Annotated in this window: 23 protein-coding genes; 12 read left to right on the top strand and 11 right to left on the bottom strand. The window is 57.8% G+C overall.

The annotated features are described in order from the left end of the window. Positions 1–85: 85 nt before the first annotated feature. From L3J03_04090 to L3J03_04075, 4 genes are all read right to left on the bottom strand, one after another. On the bottom strand, positions 86–2,005 hold the full coding sequence (locus L3J03_04090; protein MCF6290159.1) for a molybdopterin biosynthesis protein: 1,920 nt from the start codon (positions 2,003–2,005) through the stop codon (positions 86–88). A gap of 89 nt (positions 2,006–2,094) precedes the next feature. Continuing rightward, the gene (locus L3J03_04085; GenBank protein ID MCF6290158.1) at positions 2,095–3,402 is read right to left on the bottom strand and encodes a molybdopterin molybdotransferase MoeA; all 1,308 of its coding nucleotides are present in this window, start codon (positions 3,400–3,402) and stop codon (positions 2,095–2,097) included. Then, a complete protein-coding gene (gene fdhD, locus L3J03_04080; GenBank protein ID MCF6290157.1) occupies positions 3,386–4,204 on the bottom strand; it encodes a formate dehydrogenase accessory sulfurtransferase FdhD in 819 nt (272 codons plus the stop codon). The genes L3J03_04085 and fdhD overlap by 17 nt, the downstream gene beginning before the upstream one ends. Positions 4,205–4,214: 10 nt before the next feature. Then, positions 4,215–4,433: a hypothetical protein gene (locus tag L3J03_04075; GenBank protein ID MCF6290156.1), complete on the bottom strand. Its 219-nt coding sequence runs from the start codon at positions 4,431–4,433 to the stop codon at positions 4,215–4,217. A 138-nt stretch (positions 4,434–4,571) separates the two neighbouring features. Here L3J03_04075 and nrfD point away from each other — a divergent pair, with 138 nt between their 5' ends. Together nrfD and L3J03_04065 are read left to right on the top strand one after the other, a co-directional pair. Beyond that, positions 4,572–4,835, top strand: coding sequence for a polysulfide reductase NrfD (gene nrfD / locus L3J03_04070; GenBank protein MCF6290155.1), 264 nt, complete (start codon positions 4,572–4,574; stop codon positions 4,833–4,835). 65 nt (positions 4,836–4,900) lie between these two features. Continuing rightward, positions 4,901–5,713, top strand: a complete 813-nt coding sequence (locus L3J03_04065; GenBank protein ID MCF6290154.1) for a radical SAM protein — start codon at positions 4,901–4,903, stop codon at positions 5,711–5,713. 137 nt (positions 5,714–5,850) lie between these two features. On the opposite strand, the gene hybB is transcribed toward L3J03_04065, so the two are convergent. From hybB to recN, 7 genes are all read right to left on the bottom strand, one after another. After that, positions 5,851–6,981 (bottom strand): Ni/Fe-hydrogenase cytochrome b subunit, encoded by a 1,131-nt coding sequence (hybB, locus tag L3J03_04060; GenBank protein MCF6290153.1) that lies wholly within the window; start codon positions 6,979–6,981, stop codon positions 5,851–5,853. A gap of 43 nt (positions 6,982–7,024) precedes the next feature. Next, the gene (locus L3J03_04055) at positions 7,025–7,582 is read right to left on the bottom strand and encodes a HyaD/HybD family hydrogenase maturation endopeptidase (GenBank protein ID MCF6290152.1); all 558 of its coding nucleotides are present in this window, start codon (positions 7,580–7,582) and stop codon (positions 7,025–7,027) included. Between the two features lie 39 nt (positions 7,583–7,621). Continuing rightward, the gene (locus tag L3J03_04050; protein ID MCF6290151.1) at positions 7,622–9,322 is read right to left on the bottom strand and encodes a nickel-dependent hydrogenase large subunit; all 1,701 of its coding nucleotides are present in this window, start codon (positions 9,320–9,322) and stop codon (positions 7,622–7,624) included. 68 nt (positions 9,323–9,390) lie between these two features. Then, on the bottom strand, positions 9,391–10,377 hold the full coding sequence (gene hybA / locus L3J03_04045; GenBank protein ID MCF6290150.1) for a hydrogenase 2 operon protein HybA: 987 nt from the start codon (positions 10,375–10,377) through the stop codon (positions 9,391–9,393). Between the two features lies 1 nt (position 10,378). Next, the gene (locus L3J03_04040; GenBank protein MCF6290149.1) at positions 10,379–11,500 is read right to left on the bottom strand and encodes a hydrogenase small subunit; all 1,122 of its coding nucleotides are present in this window, start codon (positions 11,498–11,500) and stop codon (positions 10,379–10,381) included. Between the two features lie 443 nt (positions 11,501–11,943). Further along, a complete protein-coding gene (locus tag L3J03_04035; GenBank protein MCF6290148.1) occupies positions 11,944–12,963 on the bottom strand; it encodes a thiamine biosynthesis protein in 1,020 nt (339 codons plus the stop codon). A 29-nt stretch (positions 12,964–12,992) separates the two neighbouring features. Next, on the bottom strand, positions 12,993–14,675 hold the full coding sequence (gene recN, locus L3J03_04030) for a DNA repair protein RecN (protein MCF6290147.1): 1,683 nt from the start codon (positions 14,673–14,675) through the stop codon (positions 12,993–12,995). 362 nt (positions 14,676–15,037) lie between these two features. Between recN and L3J03_04025 the strand changes: the two genes are divergently transcribed. The 10 genes from L3J03_04025 (at position 15,038) to L3J03_03980 (ending at position 25,374) form a co-directional block, all read left to right on the top strand. Beyond that, the gene (locus L3J03_04025) at positions 15,038–15,544 is read left to right on the top strand and encodes a metal-dependent transcriptional regulator (GenBank protein MCF6290146.1); all 507 of its coding nucleotides are present in this window, start codon (positions 15,038–15,040) and stop codon (positions 15,542–15,544) included. Beyond that, positions 15,541–15,774, top strand: a complete 234-nt coding sequence (locus L3J03_04020; protein MCF6290145.1) for a hypothetical protein — start codon at positions 15,541–15,543, stop codon at positions 15,772–15,774. The genes L3J03_04025 and L3J03_04020 overlap by 4 nt, the downstream gene beginning before the upstream one ends. Before the next feature lie 231 nt (positions 15,775–16,005). Further along, positions 16,006–16,293 (top strand): hypothetical protein, encoded by a 288-nt coding sequence (locus L3J03_04015; protein MCF6290144.1) that lies wholly within the window; start codon positions 16,006–16,008, stop codon positions 16,291–16,293. A gap of 20 nt (positions 16,294–16,313) precedes the next feature. Beyond that, the gene (locus tag L3J03_04010; GenBank protein ID MCF6290143.1) at positions 16,314–17,972 is read left to right on the top strand and encodes a hypothetical protein; all 1,659 of its coding nucleotides are present in this window, start codon (positions 16,314–16,316) and stop codon (positions 17,970–17,972) included. A gap of 211 nt (positions 17,973–18,183) precedes the next feature. Further along, a complete protein-coding gene (locus L3J03_04005; protein ID MCF6290142.1) occupies positions 18,184–18,966 on the top strand; it encodes an ABC transporter permease in 783 nt (260 codons plus the stop codon). A gap of 73 nt (positions 18,967–19,039) precedes the next feature. Beyond that, positions 19,040–19,711 (top strand): ABC transporter ATP-binding protein, encoded by a 672-nt coding sequence (locus tag L3J03_04000; GenBank protein ID MCF6290141.1) that lies wholly within the window; start codon positions 19,040–19,042, stop codon positions 19,709–19,711. A 15-nt stretch (positions 19,712–19,726) separates the two neighbouring features. Next, positions 19,727–20,992 (top strand): glycosyltransferase, encoded by a 1,266-nt coding sequence (locus tag L3J03_03995; GenBank protein MCF6290140.1) that lies wholly within the window; start codon positions 19,727–19,729, stop codon positions 20,990–20,992. 142 nt (positions 20,993–21,134) lie between these two features. Next, positions 21,135–21,482 carry a hypothetical protein gene (locus L3J03_03990; protein MCF6290139.1) on the top strand — a complete coding sequence of 116 codons (348 nt, stop codon included), beginning with the start codon at positions 21,135–21,137 and terminating at the stop codon, positions 21,480–21,482. Positions 21,483–21,583: 101 nt separating this feature from the next. After that, positions 21,584–22,954 carry a hypothetical protein gene (locus L3J03_03985; GenBank protein ID MCF6290138.1) on the top strand — a complete coding sequence of 457 codons (1,371 nt, stop codon included), beginning with the start codon at positions 21,584–21,586 and terminating at the stop codon, positions 22,952–22,954. Between the two features lie 131 nt (positions 22,955–23,085). After that, positions 23,086–25,374 (top strand): DUF2079 domain-containing protein, encoded by a 2,289-nt coding sequence (locus L3J03_03980; protein ID MCF6290137.1) that lies wholly within the window; start codon positions 23,086–23,088, stop codon positions 25,372–25,374. Positions 25,375–25,389: the final 15 nt, after the last annotated feature.

Genomic DNA, 25,389 nt, shown 5'->3' with positions numbered 1-25,389 from the left:
GCCTGACAATAAGTCAAACTTTATAATTTACTCTGACCCCTGACCCCTGACCCCTGACCCCTGACCCCTGACCCCTGACCCCTGACTATTGCTCATACATTACCCGGCCGCAGTCGCGCAGGTCATAGCCGCCCAGGCCGGTGACCGTGTTGCGGAATTTTTCATTATGACGGATGGTCTCCAGCAGGGCCCGGACCCGCGGGTCGTCCTGATGGGCAATCGGCATGATCAGGTCGTAGCGCTCGCTGGCAACCGGGATAAAGTCCAGATCAAGGGCATGGGCCGCGGCGCGGATGGCCAGCCCGGTATCGGCCGACCCGCTGGCAACCGCGGAGGCGATGTTCATGTGGGTATACTCCTCCCGGTCGTAGCCGTTGATCCGCGCGGCCGGGATGTTTTGTTTCTTGAGGTTCAAATCAAATAAAATCCGGGTGCCGGACCCTTGTTGCCGGTTGATGAACCGGACATCGTCCCGCGTCAGGTCCTCAAAATCTTTGATATTTTTCGGGTTGTTGCGCTGTACCAGAAATCCCTGCTCCCGGTAGGCGAGGTTGATGAGCTTAAGCGGGATTCCGGCCAGATATTTTTGAATAAAGGGGATATTGTATTCACCGCTCTCTTCATCGACGAGATGGGTGCCGGCAATATGGGCCTCGCCCCGGCGGATGGCCATGATCCCGCCCATGCTGCCCACATGGGCCGAGGAAAGGCGGATAACCGGCCGCAGTTTATGGAGCATATTGGCCAGCACATCGAGGATATTGTCGTGGCTGCCGATGAACACCAGGGTGTTGTCCACCTCGTCCAAGGGGCGGAGCAGCTCGACCGGGACTGTTTCACCACCACCGATTCCCTCGCTGCCGGCCGGAATGGTCAAGATGCCGTCGGCCTGGACCAGGGTCATCACCGCGCCGGCGCCGCGGCCGGTGGGGGTTGCGATCAGGGTGTCGTTGACCCGGCCCAGTTTGACCCGGATGAAATCCTCCACCCCCATCCTTGAGGAGATGGGCCGGGAGAGGACCGCCGGATGCAGATCCGGCGGCAATGAGGCCTGGCCCAGGGCGGTATGGATCAGTTCCTTGACAAAGAGCCGTTGGGTGAGCACCGCTGATACCGGATAGCCGGGCAGGCCGATAACCGGTTTCCCCTGAACAATGGCCAGGATCACCGGTTTACCCGGTTTTATATTGACCCCGTGGACGATCACCCGGCCGATCCCGGCCAGCACCGACGCGGTAAAATCCTTGGCCCCGGCCGAGGCCCCGGCATTGATGATCACCAGGTCATGGTCTGCCACCCCGGCGAGCAGGGCCTCTTTAATGGCCAGGGGATCGTCGGCAACCACCTGGCCGCGACGGGCTTCGGCGCCCCATTCCTGGAGATATCCGGCCAGAATCCTGGAGTTGAACTCGATAATCTTGCCGGGCTCAAGCTCCTCGCCCGGCTGGACCACGTCGCTGCCCGTGGGGATCACCAGCACCGACGGGACGGCATGCACGGTGACGGTATCAACGCCGGTGGCCAGCATGGCGCCCAGGTCGATGGGCCGGATGGTATGGCCCTCGGGCAGGATCAGCTCGGTGGCCACGATATCCTCGCCAATGGTGCGGACATGCTGCCACGGGGTGGCGCCGGCAATGATCTCCACGCCGCTGTCGTCGGTGCGTTGGATATCCTCGATCATGATCACCGCGTCAAACCCTTGCGGAACGGCATTGCCGGTGTTGACCTCGATGAACTGTCCCGGGGTCAGCCTGATCGGCGCGGCTTCACTGGCGCCGACAGTGTCGCGGAAACGTACACAGATACCGTCCATGGCCGCGGCATTATAGAATGGGGTGGAGCGGGGCGCAAAGACCGGTTCTGCCGTGACCCGGCCCAGGCAGTCATCCACTGGGATTTTTTCCACCTGCCGGCCCAGGCCAAGATCGGCCAGGGCCTGGTGCCAGAGATCAAGGGCCTCGGCCAGGGGTGTGTTGCTGATGTAGATGTCGCGTGATTTCATTATACAGGGGTCAGGGGTCATAGGTCAGAAAAAGATTATATTCCAAGCAACGGCCATTGCTACATGTTTTTTCCGTCCACAGTCCTCTGTCAGTAGAGATACACCTCCACCAGGTCGCCCTCATACACCCCCTGGCTGCTCTCCTTGATAATGAAAAAACCATCGGCCTGGACCATGGTGGACAGGGCGCCTGATTTGCCCAGCACCGGATGGGCGGCAAAGCCGGGCGTTTCTTTAATTTCTTCGAGCCGCACCCGGATGAAATCGGTGCGGCCCGGGGCTGAGTTGAGGTTTCTTTGCAACCGGGCCCGGACCATGGGCCGGTCCGGCAGGGGTGAGACCTTGCGGCCCGAGAGATGGGCGATGGCCGGCCGGACAAAGAGATCAAAGGCCACTGCCGCTGATACCGGGTGGCCGGGCAGGCCGAACAGCGGTTTTTGCCCGGCAAAACCGATGATCACCGGTTTGCCCGGTTTGATCGCCACCCCGTGGACGATGATCCCCGGATCGGCGATCCGGTCGATGATCTGTTCGCCAAGGTCCCGGACCCCCACCGAACTGGACCCGGAAAAGAGGACCAGATCATTCTCCGCCAGGGCCTTTTCCAGGAGCGCGGCAAAATCCGCTTCCCGGTCGCGGACAATGCCGTAATAGCGGCAGCGGGCGCCTGCCTGGCGGCCCAGGCCGTTGAGGTTGATACCGTTCATGTCGCGGATCTTGCCCAACGGCGGGGTCTGGTCAGGGGTCACGATCTCGTCGCCGGTGGAAAAGATGCCGACCCGCACCTCTTTATGGACCAGGATGGTGGTCTTGCCAAGACCGGCCAGCAGGCCCAGCTCCTGGGGCCGCAGAACAACACCAGGTTCGAGAAGTCGGGCCCCCTTGCGTACGTCATCGCCCTTGCCCAGGATATTGCCCCCTGGTGACATCGCTCTGGTCACCTCGATCAGGGTGCCGTCAATATCAACGGTATGCTCAAGCATGATCACCGCGTCGGTGTCCGGCGGCAGATAGCCGCCGGTGGCTATCTGGAAACACTCCTGGTTTCGCGGGCCGCGAGCGACTATCTCCCCCATCCGGACCGCGCCGCTGACCGTGAGATAGACCGGCATGGCTTCAGTGGCGCCGAAGGTTGCCGACGCCTTGACCGCATAGCCGTCCATTGTCGAGCGGGGATGGGAGGGCAGGTCCTGATCAGCCCGGATCGGCCCGGCCAGCACCCGGCCGAGTCCCTGTTCGAGATTAACGGTTTCCGCCTCAACAGGAGGGCAGCGGCCCAGGCTCTCCTTCAGGCGGGCCAGGGCCGCGGCCAGGGGAATGACCTCGGCCCGGCCCAGCATGTCGCGGGGGGCGGCGGGCGGTTGTTGAAGCTTGGATTCTTTATACGATTTCTTCATTATCATCGCCGGTCAGGTTGTCCAGCACCACTCCCAGGGGGTGGGTGTAGATGTTCATTCTATTGCCCCGGGCAAAGCCGATCAGGGTGACGCCGTGGTCCTCGGCATGGGTGACGGCCATGCAGGTCGGGGCTGTTCTGCTGATCAGGACCGGAATCTTGTTGCGCACCACCTTGGTCATGATCTCAGCGGAAATCCTGCCGCTGGAAATCAGGATTTTGTCCCGTAGCGGGATCTCCTGGAGAAATGCCTTGCCGATCAGCTTGTCCACCGCGTTATGGCGGCCGATATCCTCGGCAAACAGTAGGATTTTCGTGCTGTCGGCCAGGGCCGCGCTGTGCACCCCGCCGGTGCTGATGAACAGTTGGGAGCGGTTTCTGAAATCAGCGAGAAAGTCCTGGATCCGTCCGGTAGTCAGATGGATAGGCTTCCGGTCCGCGGGCAGGGAAGTGAGACTGCCCGGGTCGGTGAAGGTAATGCCCTTGCCGCAGCCCGAGGTGACGGTCTTTTTATGGAAGCGGTCCTGCCAGTCAGTGGGCAGGTCCGGCAACTCTACCCGGACCACGGATTTTTCTTCATCCACCCCCATTGCCGGCAGGGAATTTCGTTCTTCCAGCAACCCTTCGGAGAGGAGAAAACCCAGGGTCAGGGCCTCGAGTTCCGTGGGGGTGCAGAGAAGGGAGACCAGTTCCCGGTTGTTGACGACCAGGGTACAGGCAATCTCCGCGGCCACGAGATCGACCCGTTCCTCCGCCCGGTCGCCGGTTACCCGGATGAGCAGTATCTGGTTGGCCGGTTTCATCGTGGCGCCTTTAAAAGCAACCCAGTTGACATTGGCTGATGCGGATCTGCAACCGGTCGGCGGTCCGGCCGACTGCCAGGAAGGGTACCTTGAGAGATTTGGCGATCGCCCAGGCCCTGGCGCAGGGCAGGCGGCCCGTTTCGGCATTTTCCAGGATCATTTTTTCGATCCCCCGGCGCTGTTCCGCCGGCAGGGCGGCATCGTCTGAAGTTGTCTTGTCCTTACGCATGATCAATTCCCATTGGTTTGATTTGGATATGGAGTTGTGAAAAGGGATAACAAGAGGTAACCAGTTTTTTTCAGCCACGGCAACATCTGATTGACACCAACCCCCGGGAGGTCTGAAAGTTTCGTAATGTTCGGGGTGATGCTCTCCGTGCTCCACCAGTCTTCCCTGGGCGCGCTCTACCTGATCGTGGCTGATAAATTATCGCCCCTCTGGTATAATTCATTTATTCCCTTTTTCTTCCTGATTTCGGCCGTGGCCATGGGACTCAACATGGTCAGCCTGGAATCGATTATCAGCGCCAGGGTTTTTAAACGCGAGCTGCATATGGACGTCCTGCAGGGACTGGCCCGGGGCACGATAGTCACCCTGGCCCTCTTTCCGGAAGCGGAGATGCCGGGTTAATGTTTATCCGGACCTGAAACAGGACGGTCCAAGCGGTTCAAACGTTCATATGATTTGTTGAGAAGATGCTTGTTGATCCCTTTGGCCGGAAAATAAATTACCTGCGCATCTCGATTACCGACCGTTGCAATTACCGTTGCGTCTACTGTCTGCCCGAGGGCGGGGCCCCACTCAAGCCCTATGCGGAGATCCTCCGCTACGAGGAGATCGAACAGATCGCCCGGGTCGCGGTGGGCCTGGGGATCACCAGGATCAGGCTCACCGGCGGCGAACCGCTGGTCCGCAAGAACATCACCTGGCTGGTGGAAAGGCTGGCCGCGATCCCCGGGCTTGCGGAACTCTCCATGACCAGCAACGGTTCTCTCCTCACCCCGGAACTGGCCCGGGGGTTGAAAGGGGCCGGACTCGACCGGATCAATATCTCCCTCGATACCCTGGACCAGGACCGTTTTGCCGGGTTGACCCGGGGCGGGAATATCGATGAGGTGCTTGGCGGGATCGCTGCGGCCAAGGCGGCCGGACTTGAGCCGGTCAAGATCAACATGGTGCTGATGGATGCCACAACCGTCAAGGAGATCGAAACCATGGAACTCTTTTGCCGGCAACAGGGGCTCCGGCTGCAGACCATCAAGCATTTTGTCCTTGCCGACCACAAGGACCCGCAGGGGGCGATCAGCGCCGACCGGCCGCCGAAGTGTCTCTCCTGCAACCGGCTGCGGCTCACTGCGGACGGTTATCTGAAGCCGTGTCTTTTTTCCAGTCACGAGATCAGAATGGACCTGGGAAATATCAAGGAATCAGTTATGACCGCGGTCCGGGCCAAACCGGAAAACGGTCTTATGTGCGAGAACCGCAGCATGCGTCAGATCGGCGGTTGAGATTTTTTTGTGCGGAGTCGTCTTGCCGGCTCGCCCGCGGGTCTGGCTGACAATTGTAGCGCCGAGTTACCACCCACGAAAAAAGCGGGTCCTGGCCAGGACCCGCTTTCTTTTTTTCGTAACAGGGGCGAGTGAACTCAGGCCTCGGCAAAAAGCGGCAGATGTTTGGCCGCCAGCTTGAAGAGCAGGAGCCCGAAAGAGATGATCCCCAGGGTGATCATGAATTCCATTGCCGAGGGGAAATAATCAGCGCCCCGCTGGGTGGCGTTGTACTCCTGCATACTGAACAGGCAGACGTTCAAACGGTTGACCAGCACCCCGGTGATCACCAGGATATTGACCGAGAAGATACCGGTCAGGTTGGTGCGGATCTGCTTGATCCCCAGCAGGACCAGGGGGAGGACCACTCCGCCGGCCATCTCCAGCAGGTACATGTTGGCGCCCAGGCTGCCGTCGAATGCGGCGCTGATTCCGGTATTGGTGATCAGGAAGTAGAGCTTCAGCAGAAAATAGATGGTCAGGGTGATAATCAGGCCCCGGGCCAGGCCGAAGAAGATTTCGTCATCCACCTTGTGGTTGAAGGCCTTGGCGCTCAGCATCGCCTCGGCGCCGACCATGGCCAGCCCCATGGCAACGGCCGAGATCAGGAAGAAATAGGGCAGGAACCAGGTGAACCAGAGGGGTGACATCTTGGAGGGCGCGATCAGGAAGAGCGCGCCCAGGGAAGACTGGTGGAGCACGGAGAACATCACCCCCAAGATCACCACCCCGATCATGATCCTGTTCAACGTTTTCCTGGTCTTGTTCCACTGCAACCGTTCCAGGAGCATCGGGCTGGCCTCGATGGTCAGGATGATGGTGTAGAGGATGACCAGGATGGCCACCAGCCACATCACCGAGTGGCGCTGCCACATCACCGCCGGGTGCCAGATCCGGAACGGATGGCCGATGTCCAGAAATACCGCGAGGATCTCCATCAGGTAGCCGAGAAAGGCGGTCAGGAGCGCGGGCCTGATAATGGGTTGGTATTTTTTCCAGTTAAACAGGTAGATGGCCGCGGCAATGATGAAACCGCCGGCCGTCATGGCCACCCCGCCGAGCACGTCGAAACCGAGCCATAAGCCCCAGGGATAGCTGTCGTTCAAGTTGGTGGCGGCCCCGAGTCCCTGGCTCAACCGGTAGAGCGCCACCGCCCCGCCGATGATGATGAACAGGAGCAGCCAGGCCGTATTCAGGTTCCAGGTCTTGATCTCATGGTCAGATGTCATCTCTTTCTCCTTACACTCAAAACGCCGTCCGGCCGTCCGGCCGTCAGCTCGGTTCCTTGCCGGGACAGCAGGCGTTACCATTATGCAGGCTGTAGGCCCAGGGGCTGGGAGTAATTGTCCTGGTCTGCGGCTGGATTTCGTCGCAGCCGAGGCGGCGTAACTCGTCGAGCACCGCGGTGAGCAGCTTTTCGAAATTCGCCGTCACTGCCGGGGACAGGGAAAAACCCGCCTCCAGGAATTGGGGCTCGACCCCGAAGAGCACCAGATGCCCGGGCAACTCGTCGGTGAGCATGGCCGCGGCCAGCAGGTCGGACAGCCCGAGCTGGTGGGGCGATATCCTGGTCAGGAAGGCGGCGGGAACATCGCGGCCCTCGACCCTGCCAACGCTGCCGGGCCGCCGGCCCCAGGTCATCGCATCAATGATGATCACCGCATCCCGGTTGCGGATATGGGTGAGCAACTCAATGCCCGAGGTGCCGCCGTCCAGCAGCTCCACCCCTTGGGGAAAGCTGTAGCGCCGGTCCAGTTCCTCCACCGCCTTGACCCCGACTCCCTCGTCCATGAGCAGGACGTTGCCGATTCCCAGTACCAGTATGTCCACAACCGCCTCGTTTGCTTCGATTATCAGCGTGATGCCCTGCTACAGCGCCCTGACCTTGACGATCTCCTTGTTCTCCTTGTCCACCAGGTGAATGGCGCAGGCCAGGCACGGGTCAAAGGAGTGAATGGTGCGGAGCACCTCCAGCGGTTTTTCCGGATCCGCCACCGGGGTGCCCAGCAGGGCCGACTCGTAGGGGCCGAGAGCGTCCTTGCCGTTGCGCGGCCCGGCGTTCCAGGTGGAGGGTACCACGGCCTGGTAGTTCTTGATCTTGCCGTTCTCGATTATGATCCAGTGGGAGAGGATGCCGCGCGGCGCCTCATGGTAGCCGAACCCCTGTTGGATTCCGGAGGGGAAGGTGGGCGGGTTGAAGGTGGTCATGTCGTTGCTGGCGATATTGTTGACCAGGGCGGTCCACTGTTCCTTCATGGTATCGTTCAACACGGCGCAGCGCACGGCCCGGGCCGCGATCCGGCCGATGGTCGAATGCAGGGCCGGGATCCCGACCTTGGACCCGACCAGGGAACTGACCCTATCCAGCATCTGGGTGGTATACTTCTGGGTCGGCTTGTGGCCGGCGGCGAACATGGTAAGCACGTTGGCCAGCGGGCCCACCTGGGCCGGCTCGCCCTGGAAGGTCGGGGCCTTGACCCAGGAGTACTTGCCGTTGTCCTGGAAGTCGGTGTACTTGGGCACGGTCTCCCCCTGGTAAGGGTGCCGGGTCCAGTCGCCGTCGTACCAGGAATGTTTGATCGATTCCTGGACATTGTCCTCAAAGAACTTGTCCTGGAAGCTGGTGATCTCGGTGAACCTGGAGATATCGCCGTTGGGAATGTAGCCGCCGGGCAGGGAAAAGGTGGTGCCCCTGGTATCCATCGGCATGTCCGGCGCGGCCAGGTAGTTGGTGACCCCGGCGCCGATTGCGGTCCAGTCGGCGTACATCGCGCCCACCGCGGCCACGTCCACCAGCAGCACCTTTTTGATAAAGTCGTTCGCCTCGTCGATCAGGGTCTTGACCTTGTAGAGCCGTTCCATGTTCAGGGTGGAGGGGCTGTCCAGGTTGATCGCATTGGCCACCCCGCCCACCGCCATGTTCTGGATATGGGGGGTCTTGCTGCCCAGGATGGCCACCACCTTGTTGACGTTGCGCTGGTATTCCAGGGCCTGGAGATAATGGGTGGCGGCCAGCAGGTTGACCTCGGGCGACAGTTTCATCGCCGGATGACCCCAGTAGCCGCTGCCGTAAATACCGAGCTGGCCGGAATCGACCAGGGTCTGGAGCTGTTCCTGGGCCCCCTTGATCTCCTGGTAGCTGTTGCGTTTCCAGTCGGACAGGGACTGGCCCAGCTTGGCCGTGGCCCGGGCGTCGGCGGAAAGGGCCGAGACGATATCCACCCAGTCCAGGGCGCAGAGATGGTAAAAATGGACAATATGGTCATGGATCCCGTGGGCGGCCATGATCAGGTTGCGGATGTACTGGGCATTGAGGGGGACCTCCATGCCCAGGGCATTTTCAACCGTACGCACCGAGGCCAGCGCGTGGACCGTTGTGCAGACCCCGCAGATTCGTTGGGTGATGACCCAGGCGTCCCTGGGGTCGCGGCCCTTGAGGATCAGCTCGAATCCGCGCCACATCTGGCCCGAGGACCAGGCATTGGTCACCTTGCCCCCGTCGATCTCGCAGTCGATGCGGAGATGTCCTTCGATCCTGGTGATCGGGTCAATTACTATTCGCTTCGCCATGTATTGTTTCCTCCCGAAATCATTAATACCGAGTGGATGAACTCACCATTACGCCGGCTTGTCCGGCCTTATTCGTTCGTCTTGTCCCTGGTCAGCAGATGAATCCCCGCCCCGCCGAGCAGCAGTAACGCGACCAGGGCCGGGACCTTGGCGATATATTCCCAGGTCAGCTCCGGATAGGCCTGGCCGGTGATCCGCGGGTTGAATCCCAGTTTTTCAAATCCCACCCCGGCCAGGAGCATGTACTGGGTACCGCCGGCCTCGGTGAGTCCGTAGATGTGATCGTTGTAACCGCTTACCTTGGTGGGGATGGTTCTGCCAGCGTTGAGCCGGTTCAGCGGATAGTCGTAATAGCTGCCCGGCTTGAGGCCCAGCCGTCGCATCGCCTCCTGACGGAGGTCAATTACCTTGCCGAACAGCGAGGCCCCGGTGGGACAGAATTCGCAGCAGGCCGAGTAGCCGCCCTTGGCGATCCGGTGCCGGCAGAGCTGACACTTGACGATCTTGGGCGAACTCTCGCCCCATTCGAACCGGGGCACGCCGAATGGACAGGCCACCTGGCAGTAACGGCAGCCGATGCATCTTTCCGCGGCATAGGCCACGATCCCGGTGTCCGGCTCCTTGTGCAGGGCTGCCACCGGACAGACCGACACGCAGGCCGGGTCCAGGCAGTGGAGACAGTGCTGACTGACAAAGGAATAACCGTTTTCTTCCCGGTCCTTGTTCAGCCCGGTGCCGCTCCGGTAGGCCTTTATGATGTTCAGGGTCTTGTCGGACAGATCCGTGGGTGCATCGTAGATCCGGGCCGCGGTTTGATATTCATAAGGAATGGTGCCGTCCTTGCGGTGCAGGGCGCCGCCCGGCATGCTGTTGTACTTCTTGCAGTTCACCATGCAGGATTTGCAGCCGATACAGAGGGTGGCGTCGTAGAGGATTCCCACCGCGTCCGGAGGCAGCGACCTGGGAGCGGCGGCCAGGCCGGGCGATATATCGGCGGCCAGCAGTAATCCGCTCCCGGCGGTTACTTTCAAGAAATCGCGCCTGTTGATACCCATCCTAGCTCTCCTTGTCTTCCCCGTTGTGGGATTTGTTGCCAAGGTTCAAGCCGACGGCCACCGTGCCGGCGCCCACCGCTGCGCCGATCACTGCCGCGGCCAGGGTCGATGCCCCCTTGCCCTGCTCCGGCTCGGCCGGGGCAAACTGGACCGGCGGGGTGACGTTGAGTACCTCGGCCGGGGAATAGATCGGGGTGACAAAGCCCACTCCCTTTTCAGAGCAGCCGAAACAGGGGTGGCCGGTGCCCACCGGCCAGGTCCCGGCGCCCATGTCGTTGAACTGCAGGGACGGGCAGTTGTTGTATGTCTCCGGACCCTTGCAGCCCAGTTTGTACAGGCACCAGCCCTGGCGGTGTCCATCATCGCCGAATTGTTCGGCAAAGCGGCCGGCATCGAAGTGGGGCCGCCGTTCGCAGTTTTCATGGATCAACCGGCCGTAGGCGAACTTGGGCCGCAGTTTGTCGTCCAGTTGCGGCAGCTTTTTAAAGGTCAGGAAGTAGAGCACCGTGGACAGGAAGTTATAGGGGCTGGGCGGGCAGCCCGGGATATTGATCACCGGGATGCCGGTGCCGGCCAGAATCTTGTGCGCCGGGGTGGCGCCGGTGGGGTTGGGCGGGGTCGAGACCACCCCGCCCCAGGAGGAGCAGGAGCCGATGGCGATCACCGCCGCTGCCTTGGGCGCGGTCTCTTCCAGGATCTGCAGCACCGGCCGGCCGGCGATCTTGCAGTAGACGCCGCCGTCCTTGACCGGGATCGACCCCTCAACCACCAGGATGAATTTGCCCTTGTTCTCCTCTATCATCTTGGCCCGGTACTCCTCGGCCTGGTGGCCGGCCCCGGCGTTCAAGGTCTCTGAATAATCAAGGGAGATCAGGTTGAGGATCAGGGATTCCAGGGTGGGATGGGTGGCCCGCAACAGGGTTTCGATGCAGCCGGTGCATTCCTGGCCGGAGAGCCAGATCACCGAGGGCCGCCTGGCGGCCGATGTGGCTGCCTCGGCTATTCTGGGTCCGAAACTTGCCGGCAGGCCCATGTAGACTGCCGCGGCGGTACATACCTTGAGAAAGTCCCGCCGTGACACCCCTCCGAAACCGAGACTGTTGTCTGACTCTCTGCTACGCATACGCTCCCCCTTGTGCTGATGTGGTTTTTAAGGAGTTGTTGCTCGTGGTTGGACAGAACCCGTGTGTACTCTTAGTACTTCCAAGGGATAAAAAATCAAGGAATATATGTGATCTTTTCAGTGGTAAGGGCGTTGGCCGGGGAAAATAAGGCGTTGGCCGGGGGGGAGTGAGGGAAAGGCGCGCCAGCGGTGGAAAAAAAGGAAAGGATTGCCAACGGTAAAGCAGTACCTTTGGAAAAGGGAACAGTATGTAAGCGGCCTGCTGGGGATGCATTGTTTACCCTCAGGCAAAAGAGGTAACACATCAACTGCCGTGCACAAATGGTACTCCTGAAAACTACCACGAAAGGGGAGGGCTTGTAAATGTCAATCTGCTGATTTTCTGAATTCGTGACGCTTTGGGGTGATATTCCAGCTTGCCGGTCTTCCCGGTCAGGGGCGGGTCAGCGCTGCCAGGCGAGAAGTTCCGCATCGGCCGGGGCGTGGCCGGTCAGGCTGATGATGTTATCAGGGGGTGTTGTCTCCACCTCCACCCGGGTCCCGGCCGGGAGGCCGGGACCTTTTTTTGCGTAGCGGGCCATGATCCCGGCCGCAATGTCGAGATCGTCCCGGCCGCCGCAACGGCGCAGGAGCCCGGTGGGGCCTGGCCGGTCAACGCAATTGAGGATAAGGTCGCCGGGCCGGCGCAGTTCGTCTACCCGCTGGTTTTCCGCCTGGTTGCGGCCCATGGCCAGCCAGCCGCCTTGGGGAAGGACAAACTGCCGGCCCACCAGGAGCAGCCGGATGTCCTCGGCCCGGACCGTGTCGTTGGCTTGGTAATAGCGCTTGATCCGTTCGCCCAGGACCGGATCGGTAAGGGTGCAGCCGCCGGCCGGGCTCGGATAATCGCTGATCCCGAGGTCGGCCGCCAGTTGCATCTGGGCCGACCGGCCCCGGCCGCTGAAGCCCAGCAACTGTTCCCGGTTGATCAGCCCCTCCAGTTCCGGTCTGGTCGGGGGCAGATTTTTGGCGCAGAGCGGCCGGACCAGGATCTCCTTGCAGCCGCTGTCCCGCTGGATCAGAAACAGGGTGTCGCGGCGCTGGGACATGGGCCGCTGGCCGATCACCTCGCCGGTGATCAGGAAGGAGGCCTTGAACCGGTCCATCATTCGCCGGGCCCGGGAGAGAAGAAATATCTTGCAGTCCACGCAGGGATTGAAATGTTTGCCAAAGCCGTGGACCGGGGCCCGGAGCAGCTCCAGGTAGGGCCCGGTAACGTCGATCAACCGGAGATCGATGTCATATTTCTCTTTTACTTCCTGGATGTACTCTTGTTCGCGGGCCAGGAGATCGTAGCCGAAAAAAGGGGTAACGAATTTCAGTGCCTGGACCCGGATTCCCTGGGCCATCACTGTCCGGCAGGCGAGCAGGCTGTCCAGGCCCCCGGAGAAGAGGGCCAGGGCGGTTATCGAAGATGAACTCATGGTCGGTATGTTCCTTCAGGGGTAAGGGGTCACTGTTCACTGTCCCTTGCCAGCAATTCCCGGGCATGGTCCAGGGTCGGTCCGGTGATTGTTTCACCGGCCAGCATCCGGGCTATCTCGTGGAGCCGTTGTTGCCGGTCGAGCCGGGATATCCCGGTCCTGGTCCGGCGGTTGCTCTGTCCCTTGCTCACCAGGAAATGGCTGTCGGCCCGGGCCGCGATCTGGGGGAGATGGGTGATACAGAGCACCTGGTGGTGGCCGGCCAGTTCCTTGATCTTTCCGGCCAGGGCCCCGGCGGCCCGGCCGCCGATTCCAGCGTCAACCTCGTCAAGCAGCACCGTCTCCACCTGGTCCTTGCGGGCCAGGATACATTTCAAGGCGAGCATCAACCGGGAAAGCTCGCCGCCCGAGGCGATCTGGGCCAGGGGTTTGACCGGTTCGCCGGGATTGGCCGAAAACATGAACTCCGGCAGGTCCCAGCCGGTGGGGGTGAGTTCCTCCAGTTGGTTCGCGCCCGGGGCAAAGGCCACTGCAAAGGAGGTATGTTCAAAGCTGAGCGAGGCCAGCTCGCGCTCCATGGCCGCGGCCAGTTTACCGGCCTGTTTCCGCCGGGCCGCGGAAAGCCGGGCCGCTTTTGCCCGCAGGATCTCTTCCGCCTTGCCCAGCTTACCGGCCAGCTCCGCCCTGGTCCGGTCCATGGTCTCCAGTTCGTTCAGTTGCCGCGCGCAGGCCGACCCGTGGGCCAGGACCTGTTCCAGGGTCGGCGGGCTGCCGCCGTACTTTCGTTTCAGCCGCTGCAACTGGTCGATCCGGGTATCCACCTCCTCGAGCCGGGAGGGATCGTCGGGAATCGTGTCAAGGTAGCCCCGCAACCGCTCGGTCAGATCCTCGACCTGGAAACTGCTGTCAACGATCGCCTCAACAAGTTCTCCGGCCGAGCGGTCGATCTCGCCGATCTGCTCCACCTTGCGCCGCACCTGCCGCAGGGTATCACCAACCGTGTCGGCCAGCTGGTGGTAGGATTCCCAGCCCAGCTGTTTCAGGGTATCCGCTGACCTGAGCCGGTCCTTTTCATTCTGCAGTTCCTCGTCTTCCCCGGGGAGGAGACCGGCGTCCTTGATCTCGTTGCACTGAAAGGTGAGAAAATCACGGCGCTGCTCCTTTTCCTGCTCCTGTTTGAGCAGCCGCTGGTAGCGGGTCTTGAGTTCGCTCCAGTCTGCGAAAAGCTCGGCCAGTTCCCGGCGCAGGCCCCAGAGGTCGCCGGCCGCGTCGATGAAATCAAGGTGGTGGGCCGGGGCCAGTAACCGTTGCTGGTCGTGCTGGCCGGCGATACTGACCAGATCGGCGACAATTGCGCTAACCTGTCTGGCAGTGGCTGCGCTGCCGTTTAAATAGTACCGGCTTTTGCCGCTGGCGGCGAGAACCCGTTTTACGATCAGGGCGTTGTCACACCCAACCCCCTGGTCGTTGATCTTTTTCAGGAGATGATCGCGTTCTTGAGGAATCTCAAACAGCGCCTCCACGCCGGCCCTGTCGCAGCCGCTGCGGACCCAGGCGGCCGAGGCCCGGCCGCCGGCCAGCAGGGTCAGGGCCTGGAGGATGATCGACTTGCCGGCCCCGGTCTCACCGGTGAGTACCGTCAGGCCGGGATCGAAACAGAGATGAAGCGAGTCGATCAGGGCCAGGTTTTTGATGATCAGTTCGCGCAGCATTCAGGTCTCAAGGGCAAGGGGAAGAGGCGTTGCCGGCCCGGACCGGAGGGCGCGGCAGGCTCCATGGAATGACATCTATACTGGAAATTTTCAAGAATGCAAGGATGAGACCAGGGAAATCCGTGGGCGCGCATCCGGTTCCCCGGACCCCGGGCCGGCCATTCGGGCTTGACTGGAGCTTGAAATAGGGTAAATTGCAGCTGTTTCAAAGAAAAGGGAACCTTGGGTCAAACCTTGCCCGCCCGGCGATTGTCACGGTGAGCGGGGTTATTTTTTTTCGTGACTTGGTCAACTGTTTTCTCTGCGTCCTCAGCGGTAAAATTTTTTGTTACGAGCCCATCAACCATGGAGTCTCTGGTGAAATGACAGCGACAAATACATCGCTCAGCGCCAGCCTCGAGGATTATATCGAGGTCATTTTTCATATAATCGCCGAGAAGAAGGTGGCCCGGGGCAAGGAGATCGCCGGCCGGCTCAAGGTGAGCCGCGCCTCGGTGACCGAGGCCCTGCAGACCCTGGCCAGAAAGGGGTTGATCAACTATGCCCCCTACGAGGTGATCACCATGACCGGGGCGGGCAAGGAGGCGGCCAGGGACGTGATTCGCCGCCACAGGGCCCTGAAGGATTTTTTCATCAAGGTATTGGCCATTAACGAAAAAATCGCCGAACAGGGCGCCTGCCGGGTCGAGCATGCGGCCCCGCCGGAGATCATCGAGCGGTTGACCAGGTTTGTCGCCTTTATCGAGGAGTGTCCGCGCGGCGGCGCGGACCTGCTCCGCTGTTTTGCCGAGTACCGTGAAAAGGGGCGGGCCGGGGAGCAATGCCGCCGGTGCGTTGCCGCTACCCTTGAGCGGAGCAACAAGGGGTGACCTTATTTGCCGGTGAGCAGGGCGACTATCTCGCCGTCATCCGGGAAGCGGCCCCGGCCGGCCTTGGAAAAGACCGGCCGCCCGTCGGCCTCGACCTCGAATATGCCGCCGGAACCGGCGACAAGGGTTACCCGGGCATTGAACTCCCGTTGCAGTTCTTCTTCCAGCCTGGAAGCGCGGGGGCGATAGTTTCACTTGGCACAGTAGGTGATGGTGATCTGCATGGCTGAACCTCGTGTTTCTTGAAGTCGTACGTTGAATTATCGGCAAGAACTTTACCACCCGGGACCAGGGGTGTAAAGTGGAGCCGGCAAAAAGAGGGGGGTAAGGTTTCGATAAACCCCGTACGTTTGAGGTTGGACCGGGAAAGGGGTTTTCTTATACCGAACGGTGTAGCGGATCCTGAGCCGCGGCCGTGACGGCAAAAGCGGAATTTGAAACAACTTCGGCAGGATATGCTTATGGCTTCCGAATCGCCGTTGCGGCGAAGCGAGTTCCTGCTTGATAGCCTGTTTATGAACAGCCGGCCCTTCTCAATGGAGCGGCTGTCGGTAGAAGAAGACCCCTTTCCCGACAGGAGGGGGTTACTGAATGTTTACCGCTCCACGGACGTGATTCGTTTTGTACTTGTTGATTTTATTGGGTGGCATTTGAAGCCTTTCGGGTTGTTACGGGTTCATCAAATATTGATGGGTGAAGGGCCGGGCCAGTTGTCGGCGGGAGGAGACCTCTCGGCCGTTGAAAAATGAAAAACGTATCCGATGAAAACATGAAGGACATATCTGGTAAGTGCCGCCGCGATCTCTGGTATGTGCTCTCCGCGGCCTTTTTTGTCTATGTCGTCTCCCATTGGAGTGCGATCAGTTCACCCTATGTCATTAATGACGATGTCAGACAGCAGATTTTCTGGATGCAGCAGTGGCAGGAGCCGGGGTTGTACCAGGGCGACGTCCTGGCCCGATACGCCAGGAATTATGTGTCGTGGGGCGTACAGGCCATATATTGGCCGGCATCACATTTCATGAATCCGGTGCAATTCACCAAGGTGCTGGCCGGCCTGCTCTATGTTCTGACGGCCGGGCTTCTTTACTCTCTGGCCCGCGGCATGTTCCGAGATAGACTGACTCCACTTCTTGCGGTATGCGTTTATTTTCTCTTCGGCGGCTTCATGATGAAGATATCCGGCGGTCTGCCCCAGTCTTTTGCCTATCCTTTGCTGATCGGGTACCTGCTTTTCCTGGCCAGACAAAGACTGGTGGCCGCCGGGGGAGTTATATTGCTGCAGTCGGTATTCAATCCCTATATCTTTCTGCTTTGTCTGCTGACCCATGCCCTTTATATCGCCCACAACCATGGTGGATTGATTGGGAACAGGATTTTGCGTCCGCAAGCGGCAACCGGTGCACAGCGGAAACAGTTCAACAGACTCTTCCTGGCAAATCTTACGGTTGGGGCGGGAATTGTATTGATGGCCCTGAAATATGTTTTCTTCAAATCTCAGGAATTCGGCAACCTGGTCACCCGGGCGGAGATGAAGGGACTGGCAGAGTATTCGGCCGCCGGCCGCTATGAGCTTCTGCCGCAGCCGTCATTTTTTTACGAGTTGATCCGTCCCTGGATTTTCAACCTGCCTTTTCGGGAGTGGGGACTGACGGCCGGTTTGTTCGGTGTGGTCTTGGTGGTTGCGCTGGTTGGTTTCGCCGTCACTCGGCGATGGAAGGATATCGACATTACGGATTTTCGTGTTTTTGCCTATCTTTTTGTTGCTTCGCTGATACTCTATCTTTTTGCCAACTTTTTTCTGCTGAAACTGTTTGTGCCCCGGCGGTATCTCCAGTTTTCTCTCAACCTTTTCTACTGTCTGGCCCTGGCAACCTGCCTCAGGATAACCATCGAGGAGTTAAGGCTGAAACATCTCGCCTTCCCGTTGTTGACCACCCTTTTTATCCTGTTCGCCGCCTTCAGGTTGCAGGGGGTGGGCATATACGACTACTCCGCCCAGGCCCCTCTGTACCGTTTCATGGCAACAACCCCGATAGACAGCCTGGTCGCCGGGCATCCGGGATTGATGGATAATGTGCTTACCTTTTCCCGGCGCCGGGCATTTGTCACCTATGAACTCTCCCATGCCTGGATTCAGCCCTACTGGTCGATGATCAAAGACCGGACCTCCGCCTTTTTCAAGGCCTATTATGCTGCGGAGCCGGACGATGTCCGCGAGTTCTGTCGGAACAACTCCATTGATTATCTGATCGTGCGGGAGCAGGATTTCAGGATCCTGCCGGATAAAGAGCGCTATTATTTTGAGCCGTTTAACAGCGAAATACGTAAGATTCTCGGTTCAAAAAACAACTTCGCTGTTCTGGATGAGGAACAATTCCCGTCGGTCTACCGGGCGGGAGGCGTCCGGGTCATCAAGTTATATTGAAAGGAAATAAGGTGCGCCTGGAGAGCGGCCCTCTTCCGTGCCCCGGTGTCGTCTCGTTTCGCTCAGCGAGGTCAAGCAGGCGATGCTCGCCGAGACCTGTTCGACTGAGCAGGGGGCAGGAAAATGTTTTGTTTAACAATGTTGACGTGTTATAAGTGCCAAGGTTGAAGTGGAGTTGAGGGCGGTCTTTCTGAAAGGATTCTATATCGCTATGAGATTGGCAAAGCGTGCATCTTCATATCAGTACTATCTTGACCTTATCCGGGTTCTGGTAGAGAAGGAACTGAAGATACGGTACAAGGGCACCGTTCTGGGCTATGCCTGGTCCATCCTTCATCCCCTTGTTTTCGCTCTGGTTTACTTTGTCGTGTTCAAGATCGTCATGCGCATCAAGATGGACAACTATGCGCTTTTCCTGATCTGCGGCCTGTTCCCCTGGCAGTGGTTTTCAAACTCGTTGGCCGCATCCAACTTCTTTTTCCTCGGCAACAGCAGCCTGATAAAAAAGGTCAGGTTCCCCAGGGAACTGCTCGTATTCTCCGGGGTGCTGAACGACCTCATCCACTTTGTCGCCGCGATTCCGGTTATTATCGTTTTCATGCTCTATTACCGTGTCTATCCTTCGTTTTCCTGGTTCTACCAGATTCCGCTGCTGATAGGAGTTCAACTGGCCTTCACCTACGGGCTCTCCTTGACGCTGGCGACCTGGAACCTGTTTTTTCGTGATTTGGAGCGCATCTCGTCGCTGGTACTCATGCTCTGGTTTTTCCTGACCCCGGTTCTTTTCCCGGTGGAGATGGTCCCGGAACAATATCACTGGGCCTTGTATCTTAACCCGCTGGCAGCGACCACCATCTGTTGGCGCAGTGTTTTTCTGGATGGGGTGCTGCCAATTGATTTTTTCAGTGTAAGTGTTGCTTATGCGATCCTTACATATTTTCTTGGCCAAACGGTATTCAAGCGCCTGGTATGGAGGTTTGCCGAGATTGTCTAACGAGGTGATTCAGTTTAACCGGGTCTGGAAAAGTTATTCCTTAAAGGATAACAGCTATTCCGGGTTTAAGAATATGCTCCTGCATTTTCCGCAATACCTGCGGGCCCTGCGGCAACAGCAAGGCTTTGTGGCCCTGCGGGATTTTTCGTTTTCCGTGCACAAGGGGGAGACCTTCGGGATCATCGGCAAGAACGGCTCCGGCAAATCCACCACCCTGGGGCTGATTGCCGGGGTGCTCAAGCAGTCCGGCGGCAGCATCCGGATTAACGGCCGGGTCTCGCCTCTGCTAGAACTGGGCGCTGGCTTTCATCCGGAACTCACCGGCCGGGACAATATCATATTGAACGGTATTCTCCTCGGAATGACCCGCAGACAGGTTGAAGAAAGGCTGGACGATATCATCGAGTTTTCGGAAATGAGAGAGTTTATCCTCCGGCCCTTGAAAACATACTCGTCAGGCATGGTGGCCAGGCTTGGTTTTTCGGTGGTGGTCCACCTCGACCCGGAAATTCTTCTGATTGATGAGGTCCTGGCAGTGGGTGATGAGGAGTTTCAGGATAAATGTCAGCTGAAGATGGAAGAGTTCCGTTCTAAAGGCATTACAATCGTTTTTGTCAGTCATGACCTGGACGACGTGGAAAGGATCTGTGACCGGGTCCTGTTTCTCGATGAGGGGCATAGTAAAGTGATCGGACCTCCCGTCGAGGTGGTGGCGGAATACCGAAAGCAGGTCAAAAGGTATTAAGGGGAATACAAGGTTATGGATTTAGCAGGAAAGCATGTTCTGGTGGATGGCGATAACCTGCAGCTCATGCATGGCACCGGGATCAAGACCTATGCCCTGACTCTTGTCCGTACCCTTGTCGATTTGGGAGCACGGGTCAGTATCCTCTGGAGTTCCCGGTTCTGCGCCACTTCCGTTGACCGGGAATCTTTGTTGTACAAGCAAGACCAGCAAAAGAAAAGAAGTTGGCTGGAGAATGTCGGGGCAATGGGGCGGGTGGCAGCACATGTACTCGTTAGCGGCAGAACCGTCAATGCCGGCGGGCAAGGCCCCTCAAAACAGGTTGCATCAAGCCGGGCGAATGATAATATCGCCAGCTTGGTGCATCGGTATTATTTCATCCCCCGGGATATTACCAGGTTGTTCTCCCGCCTCGGCATGTCCCTGCAGGTCAAAGTGCCTGATCAGGTAGATTTCTGGCATGCAACTTATCCGCTGTTAATTGGCGTGAAAGGCGCCAGAAGCGTGATCTCGATCCACGATCTGATTCCGTTAAAGCTGCCATGGACCTGTTTGGATAACCGGCGTTTTTTCCGTAATTCAGTTAAACAAAGTCTGGACAGATCGGATCTGGTGATAACGGTGTCTGAAAACACGAAGCAGGATCTGGTCGAGATGTTTAACGTGGATCCGGAACGGGTACGGGTAACCTACCAGCCTCTACGCAGTGTGTCTCCTGACCTGTCCGAGGAGGCGATTGATGCGCTTCTTGCCAGTTACGGCTTAAGGAACAAAGAATATTTTCTTTTTGTCGGGGCCATTGAACCCAAAAAAAACATCAAGAGACTGGCCCGGGCTGTCAAATCGCTCCGGCTCGATATTCCGCTGGTCCTTGTCGGCAAAAAGGCCTGGCTCTGGGAAGGTGAGTTGCAGAAGACGGACGGTCTTATTCTGCTGGATTTCGTGCCGACAGAGCACCTGCAATGTCTTTATAAGGGCGCCCTCTTTTTTGTTTTCCCGTCACTCTACGAAGGATTCGGCCTCCCCCCGCTTGAGGCCATGGCACACGGCTGCCCGGTAATTACCTCCAACGTCTCGTCCCTGCCCGAGGTCTGCGGCGCGGCGGCCCTGTATGTCGATCCGTATAATGTATCGGACATAGCGGAGAAAATTCAATGCATGTATGACGACCCCGGTCTCAGGCAGCGATTAAGTGAACAGGGCCGGGAGCGGGCTCGGTTTTTCAGCATGGAGAATTACCGGAAGAGACTGTCGGATGCCTATTCGATTCTTCTTGATTAAATTCTTTCCAGGTATGGAGCCGTGATCATGTCTCGGCCGGCCTGCATACCGGGAAGCCATCTGGAGAATCACCAGTACCTGGTATGGCCTTTGGAAAAAATGTCGTTGTCTTGGTGCCCGGATTAATATGAGAGGTTAAAGGATGACTGATCATTATCGCCTGGCGGTTGTAACCATAAATCATGGTGCTTTTTTATGTGACAATGCCCGGCAGAGCTTCAAGGCCGCGGCGAAACGATGGGGAGCCGCCTATGTCGAGCTTACCCGGGAAGACGGTCCTGCCGGCGTCACTCCCCTTGAACACAAATTACTCCTGTTCGAACAGGTTGATGCTGATCGGATATTTTATATAGATGCGGACGCGATCATTCGCAATGACGCCCCCTCGCCCTTTGATATCTGCCCTTCGGATAAATTAGGCGTTTCAAGCCGGCATCCAGGAAAGGTTGTCCTGCAAGGCTATGGGATCAGGAAAAAAGGGCGGGCCTGATAGAGCAGTGAACAACCGCTGGGCTCCATGATCGGCGGAAAGGATGTTGCTTTTATTAACCGTTTTGAGGGGAGGCCTTGGCTGCTCGGGCTGGTGAAAAGATGAAGACAGACAGGGTGCATGTAGTCTTTGCCATTCTGTTCCTTGTTGCCGTCGGAGCATTGCTCCGGTTCCAGCATCTGGGTATCCCCATCTACGGAGATGAGGCTTTTTATTTCTATTTTTCGAAAACCCTGGGCTTACAGCCGACAGTGGTGGAAAACACCGGCCCCTATGCGCCGCACCTGGCGGCCCGGCCCCTTTTTTATCTCCTGCATTTTCCCGCGGCCCAGATTTCATTGGCTGCCGCGCGCACGGTAAATCAGATCCTCAGCTGCCTCCTGGCTCCGGTAACATTCCTCATCGCTCTCCGTGTCGGGATTCCGTTGCTCAGCGCCACCGGCGGCGCCCTGCTGGTGGCAATCCACTATATCGGGCTCAAGTACTCGCTTCATCTGTTTCCGGATATCACTGCCGTACTCCTGGGGAGCCTTGGGGTACTGGCTTTCTTTTATCAGAAACGATTCTGGACCTTTGTTTTTCTGGCCGCCGCATGCCTGGTGAAGGAAATCTATCTGGTCGCGGTTTGCGCCCTGTTACCGCTGTGCCTGCGCCGCGGCGGTCGTTTCGGTTTCCAGTTTTCTCCCATGGCGCCCTGGGTCGCCGCTTCGCTGGTGCCGGTTCTTTCGTGTATTGCCGTCTCAATGTTTTTTCTTGGTGGAAAGATGCAGGGCTGGAGTTCCCTGCCGCCATCCCGGAATTTCTGGTTCTTGCTGCTTATTGGCTATGCCTTTATTCCGATGTACATGCTTCTTGTAATAGGAAGGCGTTGGAAAGAGCTGTATCTCTTTTGTATCTTCCCGCTGTTCTACCTGGGGTGGTGGGCAATTCTGGGCCGGGGAGTCACCGGCTGGTATACCCTGGTAGGGATACCTTTCTGCGGGTTGGCTGTTGCCGGTGCCTTGATGCCCATTGAGCAAAGCCTGCGCCGGCTGTCCCGGAAAAAACAGTGGCTTGCAATATCAGGGGGCATCGTTGCCCTGTTCTGCATCGTCATCGTGTACCAGGGGAAAGTAAATCGTCTTGTCGAATATTATTCTTTCAGGGGGCAGGGGCTTGATTATCTGCGGGAGTACCAGGGGTTGGAAGAAACCGTGCAGGACGTTGCCCGGCTCCATCCCAAAAGACTTGCCTTGATCGACTGCTTCTGGACGTTTGGCTACTATCCGTTCGGCGATCACGCCCAATCAATTGTTACTGTTTTCTCCGGCGGGAAACAATTGACTCCCGAGATAAGCAAACAGATAAGGACCGTGGATGTGGCTGTTTTAGGCCCCCGGTCCAGCGAGGACCTTCGGGCGCAATTCCGTCCCTGTAGTGTCTCGGAGCGGGAAAACTACATGGTCATGGAATCCCCGGGATCATGCCAGTAATACCGCCCCTGGCGTGATCCTGATTCTTTTGTATTGGCAAACCCCGTCCGGTGCGTGGTCTTTCCACGGGCCGGAGCATTTTCGTATTGATTGGCAACCTTCGCTCTCCGAACGAGGACCATGATATGAGGATGGATAAAGAATATTCAGCTTTGGTTTTATTGCTGCGAACACTCCTTGCAGCTGTTTTGTTCTATGAAATAGCCCTTTCCACCATGTGGGCGGTGAACGGCGGGATCTTCTGGCCCCAGGACCAGGGTATTTTCAGCCAGGTGATGTGGAAAATCCTGCATGGCCGGCTGGACAGTTCGATTTATTCCGAGAGAAATTTTTTCGCCTCCCATTTTACCCCGATCTTCATTCTGCTTGCTCCGTTCACCAAACTGTTTGGCGGCCTGCCTCTCCATTATCTCATTGTCGATGCAGGCCTGGTCCTGTCGGTGTATTTCATCTATCTGGCGGGAAGGCGTTTGCAGGTGGCTGATCATCTGATTCTCATGATGCTCGTTATCCATGTGACAACACCGGTGTTCTTCCACATGATGACTTCGGGATTCCGTGACGCGGTGGTGTCGGTTCTGCCGGTTTCCATGGCAATATATTTTTTCATGGCCAACAGGTGGCGATTATTCTTGATGAGTTTGGTTCTTGCCATGTTATGCCGGGAGGACACCTCCCTTGCCCTGGTTGGCTTTGCTTTTGCCTCCTGGTGGTTCAAGCGTGAAAAAAAATGGATTTTTGTCAGCCTGTTTCTGCCGCTGGCATACTTTGTTATTGCCGTAAAGTTTGTCATGCCATGGCTGGCCGGTGATTTGACCCGGACCGGCGGTCTCGGCTTTGACAAGTATGGCTATCTGGGAGAGTCGCTCTCGCAGATAGTCATTTCAATCGTCACAAAGCCCGGTATCGTTCTTGCCCAGCTCTGGAGCAACAAGGCTTTTATCTGGGATCTTCTGGTACCCTGGCTGTTTCTGCCCCTGCTTAACCCGGTGACCCTGCTCATACCTGTTGGTAATTTTGCCGAAGTGCTCCTTGCCAAGGGGACACTTCCCGTTGCCTCTGTTAAGTATTGGTACATCGCACCGGCCACCCCCTTTATTGCATTTGCCGCAATAGGCGCACTTGCCCGGCTTGAACGGTTTCCCCTGTGCAGAAGGCGGATGGTCATGATTGCCGGCTTTATTACCCTGGCGGGCCTGTTGATCAACATCCTGGGATTTGATTCTCTGAAAAGACCGCTCATGGATAGCAGATTGTTTACCCGTGGCAACAGGGTGGAAGATGTGAAACTGCTCGCCAGATATGCCCGGACGTATCCGGATGCGACTGTATCCGCTTCCTATAATACAATACTTTTTTTCGCCCAGCGGCACACGGTCAGGCTTATCGGAACGAAAGAGGATGGCTGGCAGCCGCCTGATCTGATCGTCGCGGAAAGATCGAGCGGAGCAAAGGGATACAATAATATTTCCGACCAAGTTTCTTCCTGGCCAAGAAGCTACCAGTTTCTTGATTACTACCTGAAGTCAAAGCTGGCCTCGAAACAGTACAGTGTTGCAGACCGGACCGGCAGGGTAATAATTCTTAAAAAGAATATCAGGAGCCCTGGGGAAGGAGAGGAATATTCCTATGAGGATTTTGTCTCTGATCTGGAAATCAATATCCATGACCAGCGCAGCGATATTTCGCCAAGCAAAACCTTTAGAAAGGAAACCGGGGGCAATTATTACCGCTGTTTTAACGATGCCACAGGGACCGTTGTTTACGGCCCATACATCTATCTTCCGCCCGGACGGTATACGGCAACCGTTTCAATTGACGAGCAGGAAGACAGGGGTCTGGCCGGTACCCCGGTTTTTCAGGTTTACAGCAATAAAAACGGCGAACTGGCTTCCACCACAATCTTTACCGGCAGAGGAACGGATAGCAGGATCACAGTGCCTTTTTTGAGTAATGGGGAGGATGATATTGAATTTCGAATTCTTGCACCGGAAGAGAATGATCTCTGTGTCAGCCATATCACACTGAAAAGACTTGAATCGGTTCCGGCGGCACTGCCTGTCTACAGTCTTGACACGGGATCGGTCGCCGCCCCGAAAAAAAATGGCACCCCGTGGGATGCCAGGGAGAATTATACCGTTAGAGAGACCGGGATAGTCTTTGCTTCGGGAAAAATGGTGGTGGCGGAAAAACTGGAGATATCCGCTGATAACAATGATCGGTATCTCCTGCAATTTTACAGTGATGAACTTTTTATAGGGGAAATGATGGTGCCGGCTTCCATCAATGGGGGCGGCCTCCAGATCCGGAATCTGGAACTGCCGGACAGCGTTCGCGGCCGGGCCTTTAACCGGGTTGTGGTGACGCCTGGAAAAGGTGATGGAATGTATAGCATCGGCCATATCATCTTTCGTAACTGATTATGTGGTGTGCAT

The sequence above is a fragment of the Desulfobacterales bacterium genome (assembly GCA_021647905.1).
Lineage (GTDB): Bacteria > Desulfobacterota > Desulfobulbia > Desulfobulbales > BM004 > JAKITW01.
The sequence above is the reverse complement of the archived record's forward strand: the minus strand, read 5'-3'. Positions and strand labels throughout refer to the sequence as shown.